The following is an 18,659-nucleotide window of genomic DNA, read 5'->3' as shown; positions in this document are numbered from 1 at the left end:
TATCACGCCTTCATTCTACCCTTGGGACCAGTTGGAAGTAATTCGGGGAAATCCCCTAAAATGGTCCGGGAAAATCCCCATTCTGACTCATTTACGACACAATTCCGACATAATATCCGCCACATTTTCGACAAAAAAGCCGACTGCTGCAAGAGCAATCGGCTTTGGGGCACGTTTAGCGATATTTGACTGTAATGATTTTTCCCGTAGTGGCGTCAATAAAGCGGTAGCTGTTCTTCTCTTTTGTCTGGTAGATCAACTGCGGTTCAGGCGCCCGCTGTCCTTCGTATTGGTCCCAGTAATAGTTCAGTTCCAGCTCTACTTCCTGCTGATACGCTTCTTTGGCTTCTTGCTCGCTCACGATCTTGCCCGCGTCTGGCAAAACGATGCCCGGCTGGATCGGATGAAGGTTCAGCCCTGCGATCGCCCCCGTCTCCTTGTTTATCTCCACTCCATAAAATTCGTCTGACACAGGAATCCCGTTGCGTTTGCCCTGGAAGTGGAACGAATACTCCTGAGGTTCGTCCTGTTTATGCAGCTTGCTCTTGTCTACCCAATCGGGGATTTCCGCTTCATCCGTTCGCACGAAAAGCGTCAGCTCGGCAAGCGATGGATCAACATACGGTTCCAATGCTGCAATCGCCTTTTTCTTTGCTTCCTCAATGCTGATTGTCTTCCCCTGTTTCCGCCCGTCCGGCAAATGCAGATTGAAACCGATCAGGCGGTCACTCACAGCGTCAGTCGTAATCGAAATGCTGTCAAAGGACGAGGCACTCTTGCCGGAAAAGTTCAACCAATGATACGATTCGATTTGCTGAAGTCCATCCGTCAAGTTTTCCTTATGATCATCGTATTCAAAGTCAGCACCTGCGACATCAATGCCAAACTGCTCCTTCAGCCATTGCTCGCCCTCTGCTTTGGATGCGATTTTGACAGACTTCCCTTCGCCTTTCACTCGCACGCTTTGTTGCTCCGGTATTTTGTCCTCTCCCACTACCTTGCCTGTCACGGCGTCAATTCCGAATGGCTCGTTAGCCTGATAAATCAGCATCGGCTTTTTCTCGGACGGTCTTCCCGGCCCGGCATACGCTGTCGGTTGTTCAGCAACGTACTCCAGCTGCATTTTCAACTGCTCCTGATACAGCTGCTTCGCTTTTTCCGGCGAGATCGCTTTTTCTGGGGCGGGCCACTTGGTCTCGTCAGGCTGAATTTGGCGGTAAGCGTCGTAGCGAACAATATGTCCGGCATGGTCAACAGATACAACGAGAGAGTAGTCGTTCAGCGGAATCTCATTGATCAGGGTTTGGTAATAGACGCTCGACCTCGCCCACTCGATCATTTTGCCTGTTTCTCCGCTCCCCCTTCCGGCCTTCCCTCTGCCCATTGCCTGCGACTGTTTCAGAGAACTGGTTTCTTTTCCGAGCCATTTGTGCAGAAATTCGTCCGCTTTTTCGCGTGCCAGCTTTTCGTCCGGATAATTGGCTGACGCCCAGTCCGGATTGCGAATATCCAGGAAAAGCAGTCGCCCTGTCTGCGCATCCAGTTCAATCGAGGCAGTCGCATATTCGGTGCGATTTTTTTCTGCCCCTGTCTCTGGCCTGTTTGTCAGCATCACGTTCCAGACCGGATTCGGGTAGTCGCGGAAGTTGTTTTCTTTCAAAAACTTCTCTTCCAGGCGAAGTGTCTTTAATTCCGGCATCTGCTCGAACAGCTTGTCCAACGAGCTTTGCACTTCTTTTGAAATTTCACTCTTTTTCGCCTGTTGTTCTTTTGCTATATTGGCTGCTTCTGCCCGCGAAGTTTCCGTCCACATTGGCGTTGCAGCCAGCAAGCATGCCGCCACAATCGTCATGACCGACTGATTGATTCTTTTCATCTCGCGCCTCCAAAGTAACTGGATTATTTTTACACATAAGTAATGACGAGACGAACGGGCACATGGTTACATAATATTCCATTCCTGTCCAAAATCTTCGGAATAAAAAAACACGCCCTCAAACAGCTGCAAGGACGTGATGAAAGCATTCGGTCTGGTTTACTCAAAGTCGAGCCAGCCTTTTTTGATCGCATACCGCACCAGATCAGGCCGCGTGCGCAAGTGCAGCTTTTCCATGATATGCGCCTTGTGCGACTCGACCGTCTTCACGGAAACGGTGAGCTGCTCCGCGATTTCTTTGTTGCTGAAACCTTTGGCGATCAGCACGAGCACTTCTTTTTCGCGCTCGGTCAAAATCTCGTACTTCGCCTGTTCCTCGCCGTTTTTGACCATCTGCAAAAATTCCTCAATCAGCGATTTCGTGGCCGATGGATACAAATAAGCCATACCGCTGTTGACGGAACGAATGGCAGCGATCAGATCGAGGTCAGGGGCGCTTTTCAAAATATATCCGGCAGCTCCAGCCTGCAGGACACGAAACAAATACTCCTCGTCGTCGTGCATCGTCAAAACGAGTACCTGTATGTCCGGTGCTGCTTCCTTCAATCTCGCTGTTGCCGTCAAGCCGTTCTCCCCTGGCGGCATGCTCAAATCCATCAACACCACGTTCGGGCGGATTTCCAGCGCTTTTTCGCAAGCTTCCTTGCCGTCAGCTGCATAGCCGACAACATCCATGTCCTCCTGGGCATTGATCAGCATTCCCAGCCCGGACCGTACAATCGCGTGATCGTCAGCGATCAGCACGCGAATGGTCATCCAAAATCCCCTCCTTTGGCAACGGAACGCGGACAATGACTGTCGTTCCTTCTTGCGGTGCCGAACGAATATCGACGGTACCGCCAAGCAGTTGCGCCCGTTCCTTCATCCCGAACACGCCAAGTCCTTTGCCGACACTCAACGTCTTCTCCACTTCAAAACCGATGCCGTCGTCCACGATGGTCACGACGACTTCTTTTTCCCGATTTTCGAACATGATCGCCAGCTGGCTTGCCTGCGCGTACTTGGCGGTGTTGGTCATGGCTTCTTGAACGATCCGGTACAACGCGGTTTCCATCGCGGCCGAATACCTCCGCTTCTCGCCTTGTACGTGCAATTCGACTTGTATGTGAAAAGTCTTTTCCACTCGTTTCATCAAAGAGCGCAACGCGGGCAAAAGTCCGAGATCATCGAGAGCAGATGGACGCAGCTCCAAAGCCATGCGCTTGACTTCCTCCATCGCCTTGGATGTCATGTTCACCAGCTCTGTAACGTGCTGCATGACCTGTTCTCCGGGATTTCCCTGCCTGACCACGTTCAGTCCGACCAAAATGCTGTAAAGCGCCTGCCCTACGCCGTCGTGCAGCTCGCGAGCAATGCGCTTCCGCTCTTCTTCCTGCGCCTGAATCGCAAAATGAGTCAGCTTGTGCTGATAACGCTCTTTTTCCACACGCTGTTGAGCTGACATGTCACGCAAGATCATCACCAGCTTGCCACTTGAGTCGTCGGGCAGTCGGGCTGAGCTGGCTGCCACAGGATGTTCGTGTCCGTCTTTTGTACGGAGCCGCATTTCAAAAGACGGCATTTGCACCCGCTTGAAAAAGCAATCGGTGCAACTCGTCTCCTCCGTACAGGTTGCCATGCCCAAGCAAAGCTCGCAAATGTGCTTTTCCCGGACCAATTCTTCTTCTGTCCAGCCTGACATTTGTGCCAGCGCTGCGTTGGCCTTGACAATCCGTCCCTCATGGTCGATCACCAGGATGGCGTCACTGACGTTGGCAAAGATGGACTGCATCAGGGAAAAAGCTTCATTGGATGTTCCCAGATCTTCTTTCCACGTACTCATGCGCTCCTCCTTTGAGACAATCATCTACATGCTATTGTAGAGTTTACATGACCAGTTGTGTATCAGGGAATTCCCTTAACCTGCCCCGTTCCGCGCAAAGTCGGCATTGACAAAATATGACACTGGAATAGACCTTGAGACCCTTGACCGATTCACCTGCATGCCGTACGTCGTCAGCGACATGCGTCAAAAAAACCGGGACAGCAGCTGCCATCCCGGATTCTCTCTTACTCTACTACGATTTTTTCGGCTACACCGATTGGCGGCAAGCTGCGCGTCAGTTTAGGACCGTAGAACGCGATTACGTTCATGTCTGCCTTCAATTCTTCCGGCTTGAGCGCCTTGTTGTCCTTGGCGCTTACGATTACGGTTTTGTCGTTGATGATCAGCGCCACTTTTTCCGGAGAAGTAGTGGTCAAGCCGTTTCCTTCTACCACCATTTTGTACGTGCCTTGCTGGTCAGGCGCAATGCTCGCTACTTTGCCTGCTGTTCCCATTACTTCCGCAGATTCCAGGCTTTTCTTCACCATGATGGTCAGCGCACCTGTTTGCGGCGGCATGCTCATCGCCATGTATTTGTGGTGAGTCGCTTCCACTTCCATGCCCAGCTTCAAGTCTTCTGGCTTCAATACTTTGCCCGCAGCGTCGGTGATTTTGGTCTCTTCGCTGATGTGCAGGATGATGCCTGTCTCATATCCGTCCAGCGCAATAGAGATATTTCCTTTTTCCGATTTGTTGATGGTAGAAATCGTACCTGTACGCACTGGCGCTTTTTCTGCTTCTTCGTCCACAACGGTCACCGCACTGTCTGTCACATTAACTTCGGCTTGCAGGATTTCATCCACAAACGCGACTGGCACATACGTGCTGCCGTTCAGCACGCGCGGCTCGGCTCCGAGCGTTTTGTACATTTTCGCGTATGGATAGCGATCCTCGCCCGCTTTTGCGTAGCTAGAGATAGCGCCTTTTTGCACTTCTGCCGCTTTCAGATTGTCGTTCCAGCTTACTTTGAAGCCGAGGGATTCAGCCACCGGGCGAAGCGGAACCAATACCGTTTGTTGACCTTTATCAAAAATCGCTGCTTGCGTAATCGCGCTTCCGTTTACATTCACCGACAGTTCTTTAACTGGTTCGGAGGTAGCCGATACGATATTCGTGCCCAATACGGCGAGTGCCGCCAGAGTCATCATTCCTGTACGAATTGTTTTCATGTTGTATTCCTCCAATGTTTGTTTTTTCTCTTGTGTTGTGTTTCTATTCATTGGACGGAGCCATTTCGCAAACGTTTCAACAAATTTTTATGGATAGAAAAAAAGAAGGCAGCTTCGTCGCTGCCCTCTTCTTGTAACCAGTTATGGCTGACTGATGATTTGCGTATTTTTCGGCATCGGCACATCCGGCTTCCCGGAAGGATTGTTGTACAAATAACTCGGCACCTTGCCGACAATGAGCGCTTCGCTGATCGGAATCTGCGTCGTCACGGTCTGCTGTTTGGTGGCAAACGGAATGACGACACGCAAATCTACTTCTACGTAAATGTAGACCGTGACGAGCACCATGTTGATGCCTGCCTGCTTCAATCCTGTTTCCAGCCGGGTTTTTACCGCGCCAATCGGGACAAACGAAACGGGGATGTCCGGGCCCAAGTGCTCCAGAAAAACGTTCTTGGTAGCCAGCCCGAGCGGAATCGTCGTCTGGACGTTCTCTTGCTCGAACTCTTTCAAGCGATTCTGGATGCGGGCCGTCGTCTCCCCCACGATTCGGGAGTATTCGCGGAAATTGAAATTGACCGCCTTGATACTGCCTGCCTCGTCCTTTTCCATCATCACGATTTCGTTAAAATCGACTCCTTGCTGTGTCAACCGCTTCGTGACTGCATCCGTAATCGCCAGCTTTGCCACCTGATCGGCTTTGGCTTGCGCAATCAGGATCAAGGTTGGCTCCACCCTTCTTTCCACGACCACGAACAAGATCGCCAATCCGACGATGATCACCAAAAACGTAGCGAAAATTTTTCTGCCGCGCCTTTTCCAGCCTCCTTTTCGAAAACGCACGCTTTCTTCCACTCCCTCGTTTCGCCGTACGAAACTATATCAATGCTCAATCAGGACGTACCGTACGCATGGAAGAACGCTTTTGCTTGCCGCGACGCGGTCGGCCGCTTGCGAGCACGCCGCCGATGCCTGCCACAAAAGTAGGTACGCCGGATGTGACGAGAATCAGCGCCCAATCGCGGATGGACAAGTCTGTCGTCTTGAAGATGGGCTGAAGCGTGTCGATGTAGACGACACCGAGCACCAGTACCAACGACGAGATGACTGCCCAGACGAGGTATTTGTTTTCAAACACATTGCGATGAAACACGCTGTACTGGCTGCGGCAGTCGAAAACGTGGATCAGCTGCGCCATCACCAAAGTGACGAAAGCGACCGTCTGGGCGTGGACCAGATCGTTTGGATTCTCGCGCAGCGTCAGCCAGAAAGCGAGCAGCGTCATGGCGCCGATCAAAAAGCCGCGGCTGATGATTTTCCAGCCCAAGCCTCTGCCGAAAATGTTTTCCGCCTTGTTGCGCGGGTGCTGGTACATCGTGTCTGCCTCTGCCTGATCGACTCCGAGAGCCATAGCCGGCAACCCGTCCGTGACCAGATTGACCCACAAAATCTGAATCGGCACCAGCGGCAACGGCAAGCCGAGCAGCATGGCAAAAAACATGACGAGAATCTCGCCCACGTTGGAAGCGAGCAAATAGCGGATGAATTTGCGGATGTTGTCGTAGATGTTGCGCCCTTCCTCGACTGCGGCCACAATCGTCGCGAAGTTGTCGTCGCGCAGCACCAGGTCTGCCGCTTCTTTTGTCACGTCTGTTCCGGTAATGCCCATGGCGATCCCGATGTCAGATGTCTTGATCGCCGGAGCATCGTTCACGCCGTCACCCGTCATCGCCACCACATGCCCTTTGCTTTGCAGGGCGCGTACGATGCGCAGCTTGTGTTCGGGAGAAACCCGCGCGTACACCGTCACCCGTTCGGCGTGATCCGCCAGGACAGCATCAGACATCGCATCCAGCTCCCGGCCTTCCAGCACCTCGCCATAGCCGCGCATCAGCCCGATCTGGCGAGCGATCGCTTCGGCCGTCACCTTGTGGTCGCCCGTAATCATGACCGTCTTGATGCCCGCCTGGTGGCACAGATTGATCGCAGAGCGAACCTCTTCCCGCGGCGGATCGATCATCCCGACAAGCCCGACGAAAACGAGATTGTTTTCAATCGCCGTGATCGGTTGTCCGGGACGGTAGCCTTGCAATGTTTTGTAGGCAAAGCCGAGAACCCGCAGTGCTTTGCCCGCCATCACCTCTGTCTGCTCCAATACCCGGTGGCGAAGCGAGGCTGTAAGCGGCTGTAGCTCGCCTCCCCACAAAATGTGCGTGGATCTCGCCAGCACAGCCTCGGCAGCGCCTTTGGTCAGCAGCGAGTGCGCTCCGTCTGCGCCTTTTTCCACCACAGACATCATTTTGCGATCGGAATCAAACGGCAGCTCCTCGACGCGCATCGACTGGCTTTTCTGAGTGCTGCGCTCTGCGGCATTTCCGTTTGCTTTGGCAGCGAGCACCTTCAGCGCTCCCTCTGTCGGGTCGCCCACTACTTGCCAATGCCGCGTCGCTTTGCCCATCCCAAGCAAACTGCGTGTGCTCTGCTCTTCACAAATCAGTTGGGCATTGTTGCACCGCTCGGCGATACGGATGATTTGCGTGAGCGCTCCATCGCGGGCAGGAGACACCATTTTGCCCTGATGATGAAAAGCTCCTTCCGGCACATAGCCGCTTCCGCTCACTTCGTACGTAGCATCGCTGTGCCAGACATGGGTAACGGTCATTTTGTTCTGGGTCAGCGTGCCTGTCTTGTCAGAGCAGATGACGGAAGCGCAGCCAAGCGTCTCTACCGATGGCAGCTTGCGCACGATGGCGTTGCGTCTGATCATTCGCTGTACGCCGAGCGCCAGCGCCACCGTCACAATCGCCGGCAAGCCTTCCGGGATGGCTGCTACCGCAAGACTCACCCCTGCGAGAAACATCGTGAACAGTTCGTGTCCGTGCCACACACCAGCTACGATGACGACTATCGTCAAGAGCAGGGCGACAACCACGAGAATTTTGCCCATTTGCTCCAAACGCACTTGCAGCGGCGTCTCCGCTTCTTCGGCGGTATTCATCAAGTGGGCGATTTTCCCGATTTCAGTGGTCATCCCGGTTGCCACGACGATTCCGCTCCCGGTCCCCCCTGTCACCATCGTGCCCATGAAAGCGAGATTTTTCTGATCTCCCAGCGGCACGGTGGAAGCTTGCGCCGTATCGAGCGTTTTCACATTTTTTCCTACAGGGACAGATTCACCCGTCAGCGCCGACTCTTCTACCTCCAGCCGATTGGCAGTAAGCAGTCGCAAATCGGCTGGAACCCGATCGCCCGCTTCAAGCTGAACCAGATCGCCCGGCACCAGGCGAGAAGCAGGAATCATGGAAATGTGCCCCTCCCGGATGACGCGCGCCATCGGGGATGCCAGCTCCTTGAGAGCTTGCAGGGACCGCTCCGCCTTTGCCTCCTGAATGAACCCGAGTATTCCGTTAATGATGATGATCGCGATAATCGTAATCGCATCCAGATACTCTCCGAGGAAGTAAGAAATCAGCGTGGCGATGAACAGGATGAGTACCATAAAATCTTTGAACTGGTCGAGAAAGACCGAGTAGAGAGGCTTGCGTTTGTTTTCAGCCAACTGGTTGGCACCTTGCTTGGCCAGTCTCCGCTCTGCCTCCTGCTGAGTCAATCCCTGCGCCGCATCGCTATGAAGGGCTTCGGTCACGTCGGCCGCCGCCAGCGTGTACCATTTTCGAATTGGCTGTGTATCCACCTACATCTCCTCCATCCACTTCTCACTCCTTCTCATGTGTATGCAGACGAGCCAGAAAATAAAACAACCCGTCCTTTTCTGATATTATCCCCTTTAAGTAGACAGTAAAAAGAAAGACCATTACTGTTTATTTGGAGGGGATATTCTTTATGGGGAAAATGACATACTCGCTTGAATTTAAGACACAAGTAGTGGAATGGTTTGAACAAGGAGCTACGTATAAACAAATTCAAGAAACCTACGGTTTGGATTTACGGATGTTCCGTAGATGGGTTAGAAAATACAGAGATCACGGTGTACAAGGATTGGTAGACCAAAGAGGCAAAGCCGGAGGGATGAGCATGGGAAGGCCTCGTAAAAACCCCATGGCTTCAGATGAAAGAATTAGGCGTCTTGAAGCGGAGGTAGAATTCTTAAAAAAGCTCTTAGAAGCCAGAAAGGGGGAAAGAAGAAGGATCAGGGAAAAACAGTAATTTTTCGGATTATTGCTGAGATGGCGGATCGTTATCCAGTTCTGTTACTATGCAAAATTGCTCAAGTATCAAAAAGTGGTTATTATAAGTGGCTGCACTTACAGAAGAACCCGACGAGAAAATACGCGGAAGACCAAGAGTTAAAAAAGCTGATTTTGCATTGTCATCAAGGGGTCAATGGAATATACGGATATCCTCGAATTAAGATGTGGCTATACCGGGTCCATGGCATTCGAATTAATCATAAGCGTGTGTACCGACTGATGAAAGAGTTGGGGATCCAATCACGTATTCGCAGGAAACGAAAGTATTATGGACGCAAAGAGCCAATCGTGATAACAGAAAACAAGTTGAACCGTGAGTTTGCTGCGTCACGACCTACTGAAAAATGGGCTACAGATATTACCTATATCATTTTTAACGGGAGACGGCTGTATCTGTCTGTCATTTACGACCTTTTCAATAATGAGGTAATTGCCTATAAAGTCAGCAAACAGAATGATTTATCCCTCGTCTTAGATACTGTGAAGGCAGCGACACAAAAAAGAGACGTGAATGGCGTCCTGCTACATAGCGATCAGGGAAGCCAGTACACGTCCAGAGCATATCAGAATCTATTACAAGCGTATAACATAACTCCAAGTATGTCGAGAAAAGGAAACTGCCTGGACAACGCTTGTATCGAAAGCTTTTTCAGCCACCTCAAAACAGAATGTATATATTTGGATTCCTTCGGAACCGAAGAAGAGGTGAATAAAGCAATCGAACGTTACATTCATTTTTACAATCACGAACGGATTCAAGCTCGTTTACGCAGTCTCAGCCCAGTTCAATACCGAGCTGAGGCTGCGTAAAGCAAGGGCTTGTTTTGAACTGTCCACTTGACGGGGATAAGACCATTCCGTGGACGGGTCTTCATGTGGAGAGATATTATTTCAAGCTTTTGACCAACCCGATGCAAATGAGCAAAATCGGCGGAAGCCATGTCAGTCGTGTAAGCCATCTGGCTTTTCCTGCGCGTCGTCCCATCGCCAGCCCGACGACAAGCAGCAGTCCGCTCATGATGGCGATACAGAGCGCGACGACGAGTGGAGAGTATCCTAAAAACGTAAGACTGATTCCCGCGCCAAATGCATCCAGCGAGAGCGCCAGCCCAAGCATGACCGCCTCCCAGCCCATGATGTGCCCCGAACGGTCCGCATCTGCTTTGGAGGGGTCTTTCAAAATTTGAATCATCACGCCGAAAATCCGAAATTGGGTCAAGACTGTGCGATCCAGTTCTACCTGATTTGCCGCTTGTGGTACAACGGACACTTCACCCGCAGCTGTCGATCCCCCGGCCTGAGCTGTCAGCAAACATGGCTGGGCTTGCTCTGGTCCCTTCTCCCCTTCTTGCCTGGAAAAGAAAAGTCGCCAAAGAGTAAACAACCCCATCAGGATTAGCACTGCCGCACCAATATGTTTGCCAATCTCAGGCGTCAGCCAATTGGTCAGGGAAGACCCTACAAGCATGACACCATACACAACGGCAAAGGAACATCCTGAAATGACGACCAGCGACAAAAAGGGCATTTTCATGTTGCGCAAGCCATACGTCAATCCTACGCTGACACTGTCCATGCTGATGGCCAGGGAAACGAGCAGGAGTGCGAGCCATCCGCTCATATGTGGTCACCTCTTTCCCATTGCCTATTAGGTATACGCGAGAAAGAGGAGTGTTGTGCCAACAAACAGGCAGGGCATGTTTGCACCAGTCAGTCCCTTCTTGGCTTTTTTATCCCGGCCAAAAGACTTGTTGCCAAATAAAAGAAAAGCTGCTATCCTTCAATTAAACAATGTTTAAAACGTCGTTTAAGACGTTGTTCTGAACTTCCCCACCAGAAGGAGGTTGTCCGGCCAAAAATGGATAAAAACAGTGACACGAAAGCAAAAATTTTGCAGACTACCCTGGAGTTGATCAAGTCGGAAGGATTCGAGAGCGTCACGGTGCGCAAAATCGCAGCAGATTCGGGAACGAATGTCGCACTGGTCAACTATTATTTCGGGTCCAAGGATCGCCTGATCAACGAAGCTCTCAGCAGTTTTCTCGGCAGCTTTCAAGACACCTTTGATGTGCTCGACGATTTGACAGTCGCCCCAAAAGCGCGGCTCAGACAATTTTTGACCAGCTACGTCTCTGTCATTTCGCAATACCCCGAGCTGGTTGCGCGGATTTTCGCCATCGGCGGGGCCATTTTTACCTCGCAATACCAATACGGACAGTTTTTGCGCAGCATCGGGTTCGTCAAGGTGCGCTCTGTGCTCCAGGAACTGACCGGGGAAGCCGATCAGGAGCTTTTGCAAATGATGATCATGCAATTGTTTGGAGCGATTTTCCTTCCGGCTCTGCTGAAATCGACGCTGTCGACAGGCGCTGGCATCGAGGTCGGCTCCGTCGAACAGCAAATGGACTTGTTGTTTGCACGCTATTTTCATGAAAATGCAAAATAGGAGTGAAAGAGTATGAACTTTCTGCGCTCGTATTGGCAAGATCTCGGACTACTCGTGGCAGCAATCGTGGGAGTTTATTTGCTGGCGGGGTGGGCGGACATCCCGGAGATTGAGCAAATTCTTTGGTTGAGCTTCATCGCGATCCTCGTGCACCAGTTTGAAGAATATCGTTGGCCTGGCTATTTTCCCGGACTGTTCAACGGACTGATTTTTCCCAGCAAGCATCCGGAGCGCTATCCGCTGAATCGACAGTCGGCCATGGTGATCAACCTCGTCATCGCCTATCTTTTCTATCTCGTTCCTGTCTTTTTCCCCACCGTCGTATGGCTGGCGCTCGGGCCGATTTTCATGGGATTTTTCCAGTTTGTCTGGCACGGCATTTTTGCGAATCGGAAAGCTGGTACCTTGTACAATCCGGGCTTGTTCGCCGTCATCGTCTTCCATATTCCGGTCGGCGGCTGGTACATCCAGCACATCGTCGCCAACAACATGGCTACGGTACTGGACTGGATCGTCGGAACGCTGTACTTTGCCGTCGCTGTGTACATTTTGATCGTCAAAGGCAACATGTGGCTGAAAGACGAGAAGTCTCCCTACGCCTTTTCCCGTCAGCAGCTTGGACCTTATTCTTAGAAATCATGACTGGCGAAAAAGGAGTCGATCGGCCACGGTCGCTCCTTTTTTCCAGGCAAGACGATCATGAACGTTTGGCACAACAAAAGCCGCCGCCCGCTGTCTTTCAGCAAGCGACGGCTCTTTTTCCTGTATGGGAATAGGTACGTTTTTACAGTTCGTCGTCAAAACCGCCAAAGTCAAAATCTGCTTCTTCCTCTTCGCTGCCATGCTCCTCTTGTGCATCGTCGGAAGCCATTTCCTCGTCTGGCGACATCAGCTCGCCAAGCAGCATGCCCCCGAGAAGCCCGGCTGCCATGCCTCCGATCATGCCGCCCATGCCGCTGCCGCGATGGCCGTGGTGACCGTAATGGCCCTGTTGGTAGGCAGACAGCTGCACGTACGGGATGGCTTGCGGGTTGTTGGCGTAATCGCGAATCTTCGCCAGCAAATAGCGGGACAACTCTTCCTCTTGCCCAGCGGCAAGCAATTCGTTTGACACCACGATTTCTGCCTTGTACTCTTTTTCGCGGCGCAGGAAGCCACTAGCCAGATCAAGCTCCACAAGCATGCGCAGTTCGTCAGGAGTCGAGAAGAAGATCACTTCCAGTTCTTTGAGCGGGATTCCGAGATCGCCAGCCGGGAAAAAGGCGAACTCCTGCCCGTACGGCGTCAGCTTGCCAGAATCGGCTTTTTGCCGCAGATTTGCGCGATCAAAAGCACGCAACACGCGCTCCACCCGTTCTGGCGGCAAAATTTCCAGACGGTCAAAATCAGTCGGATCGAGCGCCATTTCTACATCCAGCTTGGTTTGCAATGCAAATTGAACGGCTGGAGTAGACATAGCCAGTCCATCCGGCATGTCAAAGGAAAAAGGGATCTCTTGCACAAACGGCTTCGGCTGTACCGTAAACTGGCGGCTGATCGGATAAACCTGCACTTGTCTGGTTACTTCTTGCCCACGCACATTCACTCTCATGAGCAGGACAGCGCTCAGCTCGGAAATGCGCTGCTCTACGTTGCCGCCCTCAATCCGCACGACGCCTGTCACCTTTTCCCCCAGTCGGAATCCAGGTGCGTCTAGTTGCAAATCAACAGTTGCTGCTCCTACACCGAATTTTGCCATCAGCTTTTTGAACATCGGCTTCTCCTCCAAATATAAGCAATTACTTATATTTATAGTGTAGCAGAAAAAGTTCTCTTTCGTTATCGTATTCCAAATTTTCCATACAGACAGCAATATGATACAATCTTTTTATGAATAAATTTACTTAAAAGGGGGTTGTTTCCATTTGAAAATGATACTTACAGCGCTTTTGTTCCTGTTTAGTTTAACTGCATGTTCTTCTAACAATCCAGAAGAAGAACTAAAAGCGCAGTCACAGAAACTAATACTTGAATATAGTAAAATCCTTTACGAGGTTAAAAAAGAGGACTATGTCAAAACACCTGGCGACTTTACCGCCTATATACCAGTCATTCAGGATAAAGCCAAGCCTTATTTAACTAAGAAGGAAGAACCGGAAAGCTTGCTCAAGTTGAACATCGGTTTTGTCGCTGCTTACTTAGCATATAATGATATTTTTTTAACTGTAGAAAACGTAAAAGTTACCGATTTCGAGAGGGATGAGGCTTCAGGAGCGATTAATATTAGTTATACCATTTTATTAAAAGATTCATTGAAAAGTGAAACCAAACACCAAGCAGGCCGAGTAACCTTAGTGCCCGACGATAAAACTTTTAAGATTGATTACTATTGGGATGATGTCAGAACCAATCAATTTAAAAGCTGAGCTGGGTAAAGAAAACATACGGTTACGAAAAAGAGAAGCACTACTGATCGATCAGAGTGCTTCTCTTTTCATTGATTTGCTTGTGTGATTAAGGAATGAAATCAAATCCTGGAAGGGTTCTTTTGGATGTATTGTTGATGTCAGACGGGTCAACATGGATCGTAATAATCCCGCTCTGTCCGGCACCGTTCATATAATGATTTGTTAAATAATCCAAAATAGGCTCGCCGAGCTGTGGAGCACCGCTACACGCAAATAAATCGCCACATCTACACTTGTAATAACTCCAATGTGAATTGATGGTATTTCCAGTGTATTTGTTCTTGATGATAGCCCTCGACACCATGTACATCTTATGAACCCCATACAAAGTACAATCTCCTGTCGCCATAAGTAATTCCTCCTTAATTGTAGTAGAGACAATAGATTTTTTGTCTCGTCATATAACAAGGAGAAATTAAGGGCAACATTTACAACCATCTTCACAAAAAAATCTACTCATTATGTTCTTTAGAGAATAAATGACTTTAATAGCTGGCGGTTCTGAAGTTTTAATTCCAACGCCATGTTATCCAGGTTCTTTATCCAGAAATGTCGTTGCGTGCCCCCGTAGCGCGAGTAGCCAATGCGCGAGCGAGCAATTGCACCAAGTTGGCGGCGTATTTCCCTTCCGTATCCCTGAGAGCGGAAAACTCCGTCACTTCCAGTCCCGTGACGCGCCGATCGCTGACTACAGTCGCAAGCAGCATCTCCGCTTCCTCCAGGGAAAGCCCGATCTCGCTTGGCGAATAGGCCGCAGCCATCGCTTCCTTGTCCATCACATCCACGTCAAAATGAACGAGTATGCGGGCATCTGGCGGAATCTCCTGCATGATCCGGGTGATGGATTCGTGTACGCCTGCCCTTTTGAGCTGCTCCAGCGACGTGATCTCCACTCCGTACGTTTCCGCAGGCGGTTGCTGACAGCCCGCCAACCGGATTCGCTCTGCACGCCAACCGCTGCGTTCAATCCATTGCCCCTGGTCTTGCAGCAAAAACCACAGTCCCATCCCTGCCGCTCCAATGCAGCGCGAAGCAGAAGGCACTACCGCGTCCAAATGCCCGTCGATGACCAACAAGTACGCCTTTTCTTGGTGACGCGCCTGGTGGGCCAAAGCCGTCCCGACGATCAGGCTACAGTCGCCGCCAAGCATCAGGACGATCTCGTCGTCGCTTGCAAACCACGCCTGCGCTTCTTTCCCAAGCACGTCCCACAGCATGCGCGGCGCAGGCCAATTGCGAACAGGCGGAATATTGTGACGAGGCAAATAATCAGGTAGCCTCAAATCGCCGCTATCCGCCACTGTCAAGCCAACTTGCTGCAATTGCTCGATGAGCCCCGCTTTTCTCAGTGCGTCCGGGGCCAGCTCCGTTCCAGACACATACGCTCCCGTGAAATGCGGGATACCAGCCACTTTTACGTTAATAGACAGCTCCTCCAGTACCTCATTTATTGGAAATCACCATCAGTATAGCACCTCGATTGGACGAACTGCATTAGTTCGTTGACAGAAGGTTTCAGCCAGCCATCAGGCATGACAGCAGGCTCGCCGCGCAACAATTGGCAGGCAAACGTGTTCGGATGGGCGCCCGGACTCAAAAAATACACTTGCCCTCGCGGATTCGGTACGGCATCCATCGCTTCTACACATTTGCTGACGTACGTTTGCAAAGCTTCCCGATACACTGGCGCAGTAAGGGCCGAACCGCACCAGACGTCGATTCCGGTCAAAGCCTTGGCGTGTTGGGCATCCAGGCTTTTGGCGAGAGAGCACACCACAAACAAAAGCTTGCCAGGCGCCAGCTTGTAACGCTTTTCATACTGTTTGGCAAACCGGGCAATCGTCGCATTCCACGACGGAGTATCGTAGCTGCCCAAGTCGGGAATGCATTTGATCGCCGCGACCGTCTGTTCCCGCGCTTGCAAAAACAGCAGGCCGTCCATCACTTGAAAAGAAATCCCTGCAATCCGCTCTGCCAGAAACGCCCCCATCCGCTCGTGCATGACGCGGGAGATTCGCTGGGACGATTTGCGCTTCAGCTTTTGCCTCACCCGGATTTCTTCTTCCTCGACGTAAATTCGTATCAGTTCTAAAAACAGCAATGCTTCTGTACTCGGCTCCGGCTGGCTCTTCTGGTCCTGTCCGGCGCACTCATTGATCAGGCACTCCAAACGGCTGTAGGCGTCTGCCAGGCTTTTCGCCCATTGCCCTGCTTTTTCTGTGCCCATTGTGATCCTCCCTTTACCTCATATCCGGCGTCTGATCGGCTACAACGAGGACGTCCATGTGCCGAGCCTCGCGCAGCAATCGCTGGACGACCGAGCCTTCGCGTATTTCCTTCCACCTCGTCCGCGCCGATTGTCCGATAATGACCTGTGTCGTGCCTTTTTCGTTCATCTGCTTGATCAACTGGGTAAAAACTTTGCGCCTTCCCGCTGCTTCGTATTGTTCAAAGCGACCTCCCAGCCGCTTGGTCAACGCGCGCAGCTTTGCCAGTTGCGCCTCTTCCTCTTCGGTAAGCGGCTCGTGATCTTTGACGTACGCCACATGCCAAACGGCCTTGAGCCGATAGGCAAGACGAAAGCCTCTGCGAATCAGCCGCTCACTGTCGGAACGCAAATTGACGCAAACAAAAATGACCTCCTGTTGTCGCCACGGCCCCCTGAGCGTCCGCCGCTCCCACGCCTCCAGCCGCTCGTCAACGTCGTCTGCCACTTCGCGCAAAGCCAATTCCCGCAGCGCTATCAAATTGCCCGTCCGGAAAAAATTCGCCAGAGACTGCTCCACCTTTTCCAGCGCGTAAATGTTTCCCTCGCGCATTCGTTGCCGCAGCGCTTTCGGGGAAATATCAATCAGCTCAACCTCGTCCGCCTGATGCAAAATATGGTCGGGCACTGTTTCCCGCACACGTACTCCCGTAATTTGTTCGACGCTGTCATTCAGACTTTCCAGATGCTGAATATTCATCGTGGAAATCACGGAAATACCTGCCGCAAGCAGCTTCTCCACATCTTGATACCTTTTTTCGCGCTCGCTCCCGGGCACATTCGTATGCGCCAGCTCGTCGACCAGGACGACCTCGGGATTGCGCCGAATGATTTCGTCCGTGTCCATCTCCGTCAAGGTCACGTTTTTGTACGGGATGCGCTTGCGCGGAATCAGGGGCAGTCCGCCGACCTGCTCGATCGTTTCTTTACGCCCGTGCGTTTCCAGCAGGCCGATCACTACATCGATGCCATTTTCGGCCAGCTCGTTTCCTTCCCGCAGCATCGTGTAAGTTTTGCCCACGCCAGGCGCTGCCCCGACGTATACCTTTAACGCTCCGCGCCTGATTTTTCCGATCTCCTGCTCCATTTCTTCCTGCGACAGGCGGCGATACGGATTGATCGTTTCCGTAGTGTGGCGCTTGGCTGGCATCACTCGCTCCCCGTCGCGCTCTGAGCGGTCGGCGACAATTAAAATATCGATATTTTTCGTTTTCCGGAGAATTTTATGGACGATCGAACCGTGCCAAATTTCTTCCCAGCGGGTTCGCTTCGACTGCCCCATGACGATCCGGGTTACATTGCGCGCCATCGCGTAGGCGACCAGCTCGCTTGCCACGTCCTTTTCCCGCTGCAAAGGCGTTTCCTCAAACGTACCGCCTACCTTGTCAACCAGCTTTGCAATCGCTCTGCGAAAAGTCGCTTCTTCTTTGCTCAGCTTTTTGGAGGCCGGACGAAAGCAGACGACCAACAGCTCTCCGCCGAGCCGCTTGGCAACCTGTTGTCCGCGCCGCACCAGGATGGAGCCGTTCCAATGATACTGGGCCGATACCAAAATGCGCTCGGTTGCCCCGGATGCTCCCACCATGCCGTGCTTCTCGCGGTACTCCTCCAAATCTTCGTTCACGCCTGTGGCTACGAACCGCAGCGCCAGCTCGCGCAGCACATGCAGATTGTCTCTGCGCAGCAAGGGATGGTTGCTGCGCATCGAAGCAGCACCATCCTCTTCCTGCAACCGTTTCAGGATCGCTTCCGGCGTCACGTCCAGTAGCTTTACCTCGTCGGCAAGAGCCAGCGTCTCTTCCGGCACGCACTGATCGATGTGCACCTGTGCGCGGGTCAGTCGTTCCGCCATCTCTTTCATTCCCGCCAATTCGTAAATGTTGACGGTCCCAATCACGCTGATATTGTGGTCGAGCAAATAACGAACGTCATCGAGCCGGGTCGGGCGTGGCGCATCCGGACGGTTCCGGTGAGCCAGCCCGTCCACCAGCACGACTTCGGGATCTCGCTCCAAAATTTTGCCGACATCCAGATCATGCTTCGCCTCGCCTTGCGCATGCCAGAGAAGGGAAGGGATTTCCTCCAGACCTTCCCGCTTGGGAGCAAGCTTCGGCGATGCGGCCGCACCGGAAGCGGCGATAACCACGTCGATTCCTTTTTTTCGGAGACTCTGCCCTTCCATCAGCAAATGATACGTTTTCCCTGAGCCGCTCACTGCCCCCAGAATGATTTTCAGCCTGCCCCGGTGCATTCTGGAGATGGACTGCAAGATTTCTTCCGGGGTCTTTCGGCGAAACTGCTCGACCATCTCGCAGCCCTC

At 51.9% G+C, this 18,659-nt stretch carries 17 protein-coding genes; 5 read left to right on the top strand and 12 right to left on the bottom strand.

Going from position 1 to position 18,659, the window contains the following annotated elements:
- Nucleotides 1-175: 175 nt before the first annotated feature.
- The 6 genes from HP435_RS02550 to HP435_RS02525 all read right to left on the bottom strand — a co-directional run bounded on the left by HP435_RS02550 (nt 176) and on the right by HP435_RS02525 (nt 8,663).
- Nucleotides 176-1,876, bottom strand: a complete 1,701-nt coding sequence (locus tag HP435_RS02550) for a YcdB/YcdC domain-containing protein (protein ID WP_173599933.1) — start codon at nt 1,874-1,876, stop codon at nt 176-178.
- Between the two features lie 159 nt (nt 1,877-2,035).
- Nucleotides 2,036-2,692, bottom strand: a complete 657-nt coding sequence (locus HP435_RS02545; RefSeq protein ID WP_063229374.1) for a response regulator — start codon at nt 2,690-2,692, stop codon at nt 2,036-2,038.
- Nucleotides 2,667-3,758, bottom strand: a complete 1,092-nt coding sequence (locus HP435_RS02540; protein WP_122966653.1) for a PAS domain-containing sensor histidine kinase — start codon at nt 3,756-3,758, stop codon at nt 2,667-2,669. Before HP435_RS02540 ends, HP435_RS02545 begins: the two co-directional genes overlap by 26 nt.
- A gap of 227 nt (nt 3,759-3,985) precedes the next feature.
- Nucleotides 3,986-4,969, bottom strand: a complete 984-nt coding sequence (locus HP435_RS02535; RefSeq protein ID WP_173599934.1) for a copper amine oxidase N-terminal domain-containing protein — start codon at nt 4,967-4,969, stop codon at nt 3,986-3,988.
- A 141-nt stretch (nt 4,970-5,110) separates the two neighbouring features.
- The gene (yunB, locus tag HP435_RS02530) at nt 5,111-5,812 is read right to left on the bottom strand and encodes a sporulation protein YunB (protein ID WP_122966655.1); all 702 of its coding nucleotides are present in this window, start codon (nt 5,810-5,812) and stop codon (nt 5,111-5,113) included.
- A 46-nt stretch (nt 5,813-5,858) separates the two neighbouring features.
- The gene (locus HP435_RS02525; RefSeq protein WP_173599935.1) at nt 5,859-8,663 is read right to left on the bottom strand and encodes a calcium-translocating P-type ATPase, SERCA-type; all 2,805 of its coding nucleotides are present in this window, start codon (nt 8,661-8,663) and stop codon (nt 5,859-5,861) included.
- A gap of 149 nt (nt 8,664-8,812) precedes the next feature.
- Between HP435_RS02525 and HP435_RS02520 the strand changes: the two genes are divergently transcribed.
- Nucleotides 8,813-9,136 (top strand): helix-turn-helix domain-containing protein, encoded by a 324-nt coding sequence (locus tag HP435_RS02520; protein WP_173600266.1) that lies wholly within the window; start codon nt 8,813-8,815, stop codon nt 9,134-9,136.
- Nucleotides 9,073-9,990, top strand: a complete 918-nt coding sequence (locus tag HP435_RS02515; RefSeq protein WP_173600267.1) for an IS3 family transposase — start codon at nt 9,073-9,075, stop codon at nt 9,988-9,990. Before HP435_RS02520 ends, HP435_RS02515 begins: the two co-directional genes overlap by 64 nt.
- A gap of 76 nt (nt 9,991-10,066) precedes the next feature.
- On the opposite strand, the gene HP435_RS02510 is transcribed toward HP435_RS02515, so the two are convergent.
- Nucleotides 10,067-10,801: an MntP/YtaF family protein gene (locus tag HP435_RS02510; protein WP_122966657.1), complete on the bottom strand. Its 735-nt coding sequence runs from the start codon at nt 10,799-10,801 to the stop codon at nt 10,067-10,069.
- Nucleotides 10,802-11,038: 237 nt separating this feature from the next.
- Between HP435_RS02510 and HP435_RS02505 the strand changes: the two genes are divergently transcribed.
- The gene (locus tag HP435_RS02505) at nt 11,039-11,626 is read left to right on the top strand and encodes a TetR/AcrR family transcriptional regulator (protein ID WP_173597961.1); all 588 of its coding nucleotides are present in this window, start codon (nt 11,039-11,041) and stop codon (nt 11,624-11,626) included.
- Nucleotides 11,627-11,638: 12 nt separating this feature from the next.
- Nucleotides 11,639-12,259, top strand: coding sequence for an HXXEE domain-containing protein (locus tag HP435_RS02500; protein WP_173599974.1), 621 nt, complete (start codon nt 11,639-11,641; stop codon nt 12,257-12,259).
- Between the two features lie 151 nt (nt 12,260-12,410).
- On the opposite strand, the gene HP435_RS02495 is transcribed toward HP435_RS02500, so the two are convergent.
- Complete coding sequence (locus HP435_RS02495; RefSeq protein WP_173599973.1) at nt 12,411-13,379, bottom strand: sporulation protein; 969 nt, start codon at nt 13,377-13,379, stop codon at nt 12,411-12,413.
- 151 nt (nt 13,380-13,530) lie between these two features.
- Here HP435_RS02495 and HP435_RS02490 point away from each other — a divergent pair, with 151 nt between their 5' ends.
- Nucleotides 13,531-14,031, top strand: a complete 501-nt coding sequence (locus HP435_RS02490) for a putative periplasmic lipoprotein (RefSeq protein ID WP_173599972.1) — start codon at nt 13,531-13,533, stop codon at nt 14,029-14,031.
- An 88-nt stretch (nt 14,032-14,119) separates the two neighbouring features.
- Here the strand turns inward: HP435_RS02490 and HP435_RS02485 are convergent, their stop codons facing one another.
- The 4 genes from HP435_RS02485 to HP435_RS02470 all read right to left on the bottom strand — a co-directional run bounded on the left by HP435_RS02485 (nt 14,120) and on the right by HP435_RS02470 (nt 18,647).
- Nucleotides 14,120-14,422, bottom strand: coding sequence for a hypothetical protein (locus tag HP435_RS02485; RefSeq protein WP_122966662.1), 303 nt, complete (start codon nt 14,420-14,422; stop codon nt 14,120-14,122).
- A gap of 190 nt (nt 14,423-14,612) precedes the next feature.
- Nucleotides 14,613-15,485 (bottom strand): arginase family protein, encoded by an 873-nt coding sequence (locus tag HP435_RS02480; protein WP_173599971.1) that lies wholly within the window; start codon nt 15,483-15,485, stop codon nt 14,613-14,615.
- Between the two features lie 35 nt (nt 15,486-15,520).
- The gene (locus HP435_RS02475; protein ID WP_173597957.1) at nt 15,521-16,300 is read right to left on the bottom strand and encodes a hypothetical protein; all 780 of its coding nucleotides are present in this window, start codon (nt 16,298-16,300) and stop codon (nt 15,521-15,523) included.
- A gap of 13 nt (nt 16,301-16,313) precedes the next feature.
- On the bottom strand, nt 16,314-18,647 hold the full coding sequence (locus tag HP435_RS02470) for a universal stress protein (RefSeq protein WP_173599970.1): 2,334 nt from the start codon (nt 18,645-18,647) through the stop codon (nt 16,314-16,316).
- Between the last annotated feature and the right edge of the window lie 12 nt (nt 18,648-18,659).

The sequence above is a fragment of the Brevibacillus sp. HD3.3A genome, assembly GCF_013284375.2.
GTDB classification, from domain to species: Bacteria; Bacillota; Bacilli; order Brevibacillales; family Brevibacillaceae; genus Brevibacillus; species Brevibacillus parabrevis.
Note: the sequence above shows the minus strand (reverse complement) of the source record. Positions and strands in the feature narration are given on the sequence as shown.

Bases quoted from the DNA above. Each gene is read 5' to 3' on its own strand.
- HP435_RS02510 (WP_122966657.1), bottom strand. From the start codon at position 10,801: ATGAGCGGATGGCTCGCACTCCTGCTCGTTTCCCTGGCCATCAGCATG.
- HP435_RS02550 (WP_173599933.1), bottom strand. From the start codon at position 1,876: ATGAAAAGAATCAATCAGTCGGTCATGACGATTGTGGCGGCATGCTTG.
- HP435_RS02520 (WP_173600266.1), top strand. From the start codon at position 8,813: ATGGGGAAAATGACATACTCGCTTGAATTTAAGACACAAGTAGTGGAA.
- HP435_RS02540 (WP_122966653.1), bottom strand. From the start codon at position 3,758: ATGAGTACGTGGAAAGAAGATCTGGGAACATCCAATGAAGCTTTTTCC.
- HP435_RS02500 (WP_173599974.1), top strand. From the start codon at position 11,639: ATGAACTTTCTGCGCTCGTATTGGCAAGATCTCGGACTACTCGTGGCA.
- HP435_RS02535 (WP_173599934.1), bottom strand. From the start codon at position 4,969: ATGAAAACAATTCGTACAGGAATGATGACTCTGGCGGCACTCGCCGTA.
- HP435_RS02485 (WP_122966662.1), bottom strand. From the start codon at position 14,422: ATGGCGACAGGAGATTGTACTTTGTATGGGGTTCATAAGATGTACATG.
- HP435_RS02545 (WP_063229374.1), bottom strand. From the start codon at position 2,692: ATGACCATTCGCGTGCTGATCGCTGACGATCACGCGATTGTACGGTCC.
- HP435_RS02470 (WP_173599970.1), bottom strand. From the start codon at position 18,647: ATGGTCGAGCAGTTTCGCCGAAAGACCCCGGAAGAAATCTTGCAGTCC.
- HP435_RS02495 (WP_173599973.1), bottom strand. From the start codon at position 13,379: ATGTTCAAAAAGCTGATGGCAAAATTCGGTGTAGGAGCAGCAACTGTT.
- HP435_RS02475 (WP_173597957.1), bottom strand. From the start codon at position 16,300: ATGGGCACAGAAAAAGCAGGGCAATGGGCGAAAAGCCTGGCAGACGCC.
- HP435_RS02505 (WP_173597961.1), top strand. From the start codon at position 11,039: ATGGATAAAAACAGTGACACGAAAGCAAAAATTTTGCAGACTACCCTG.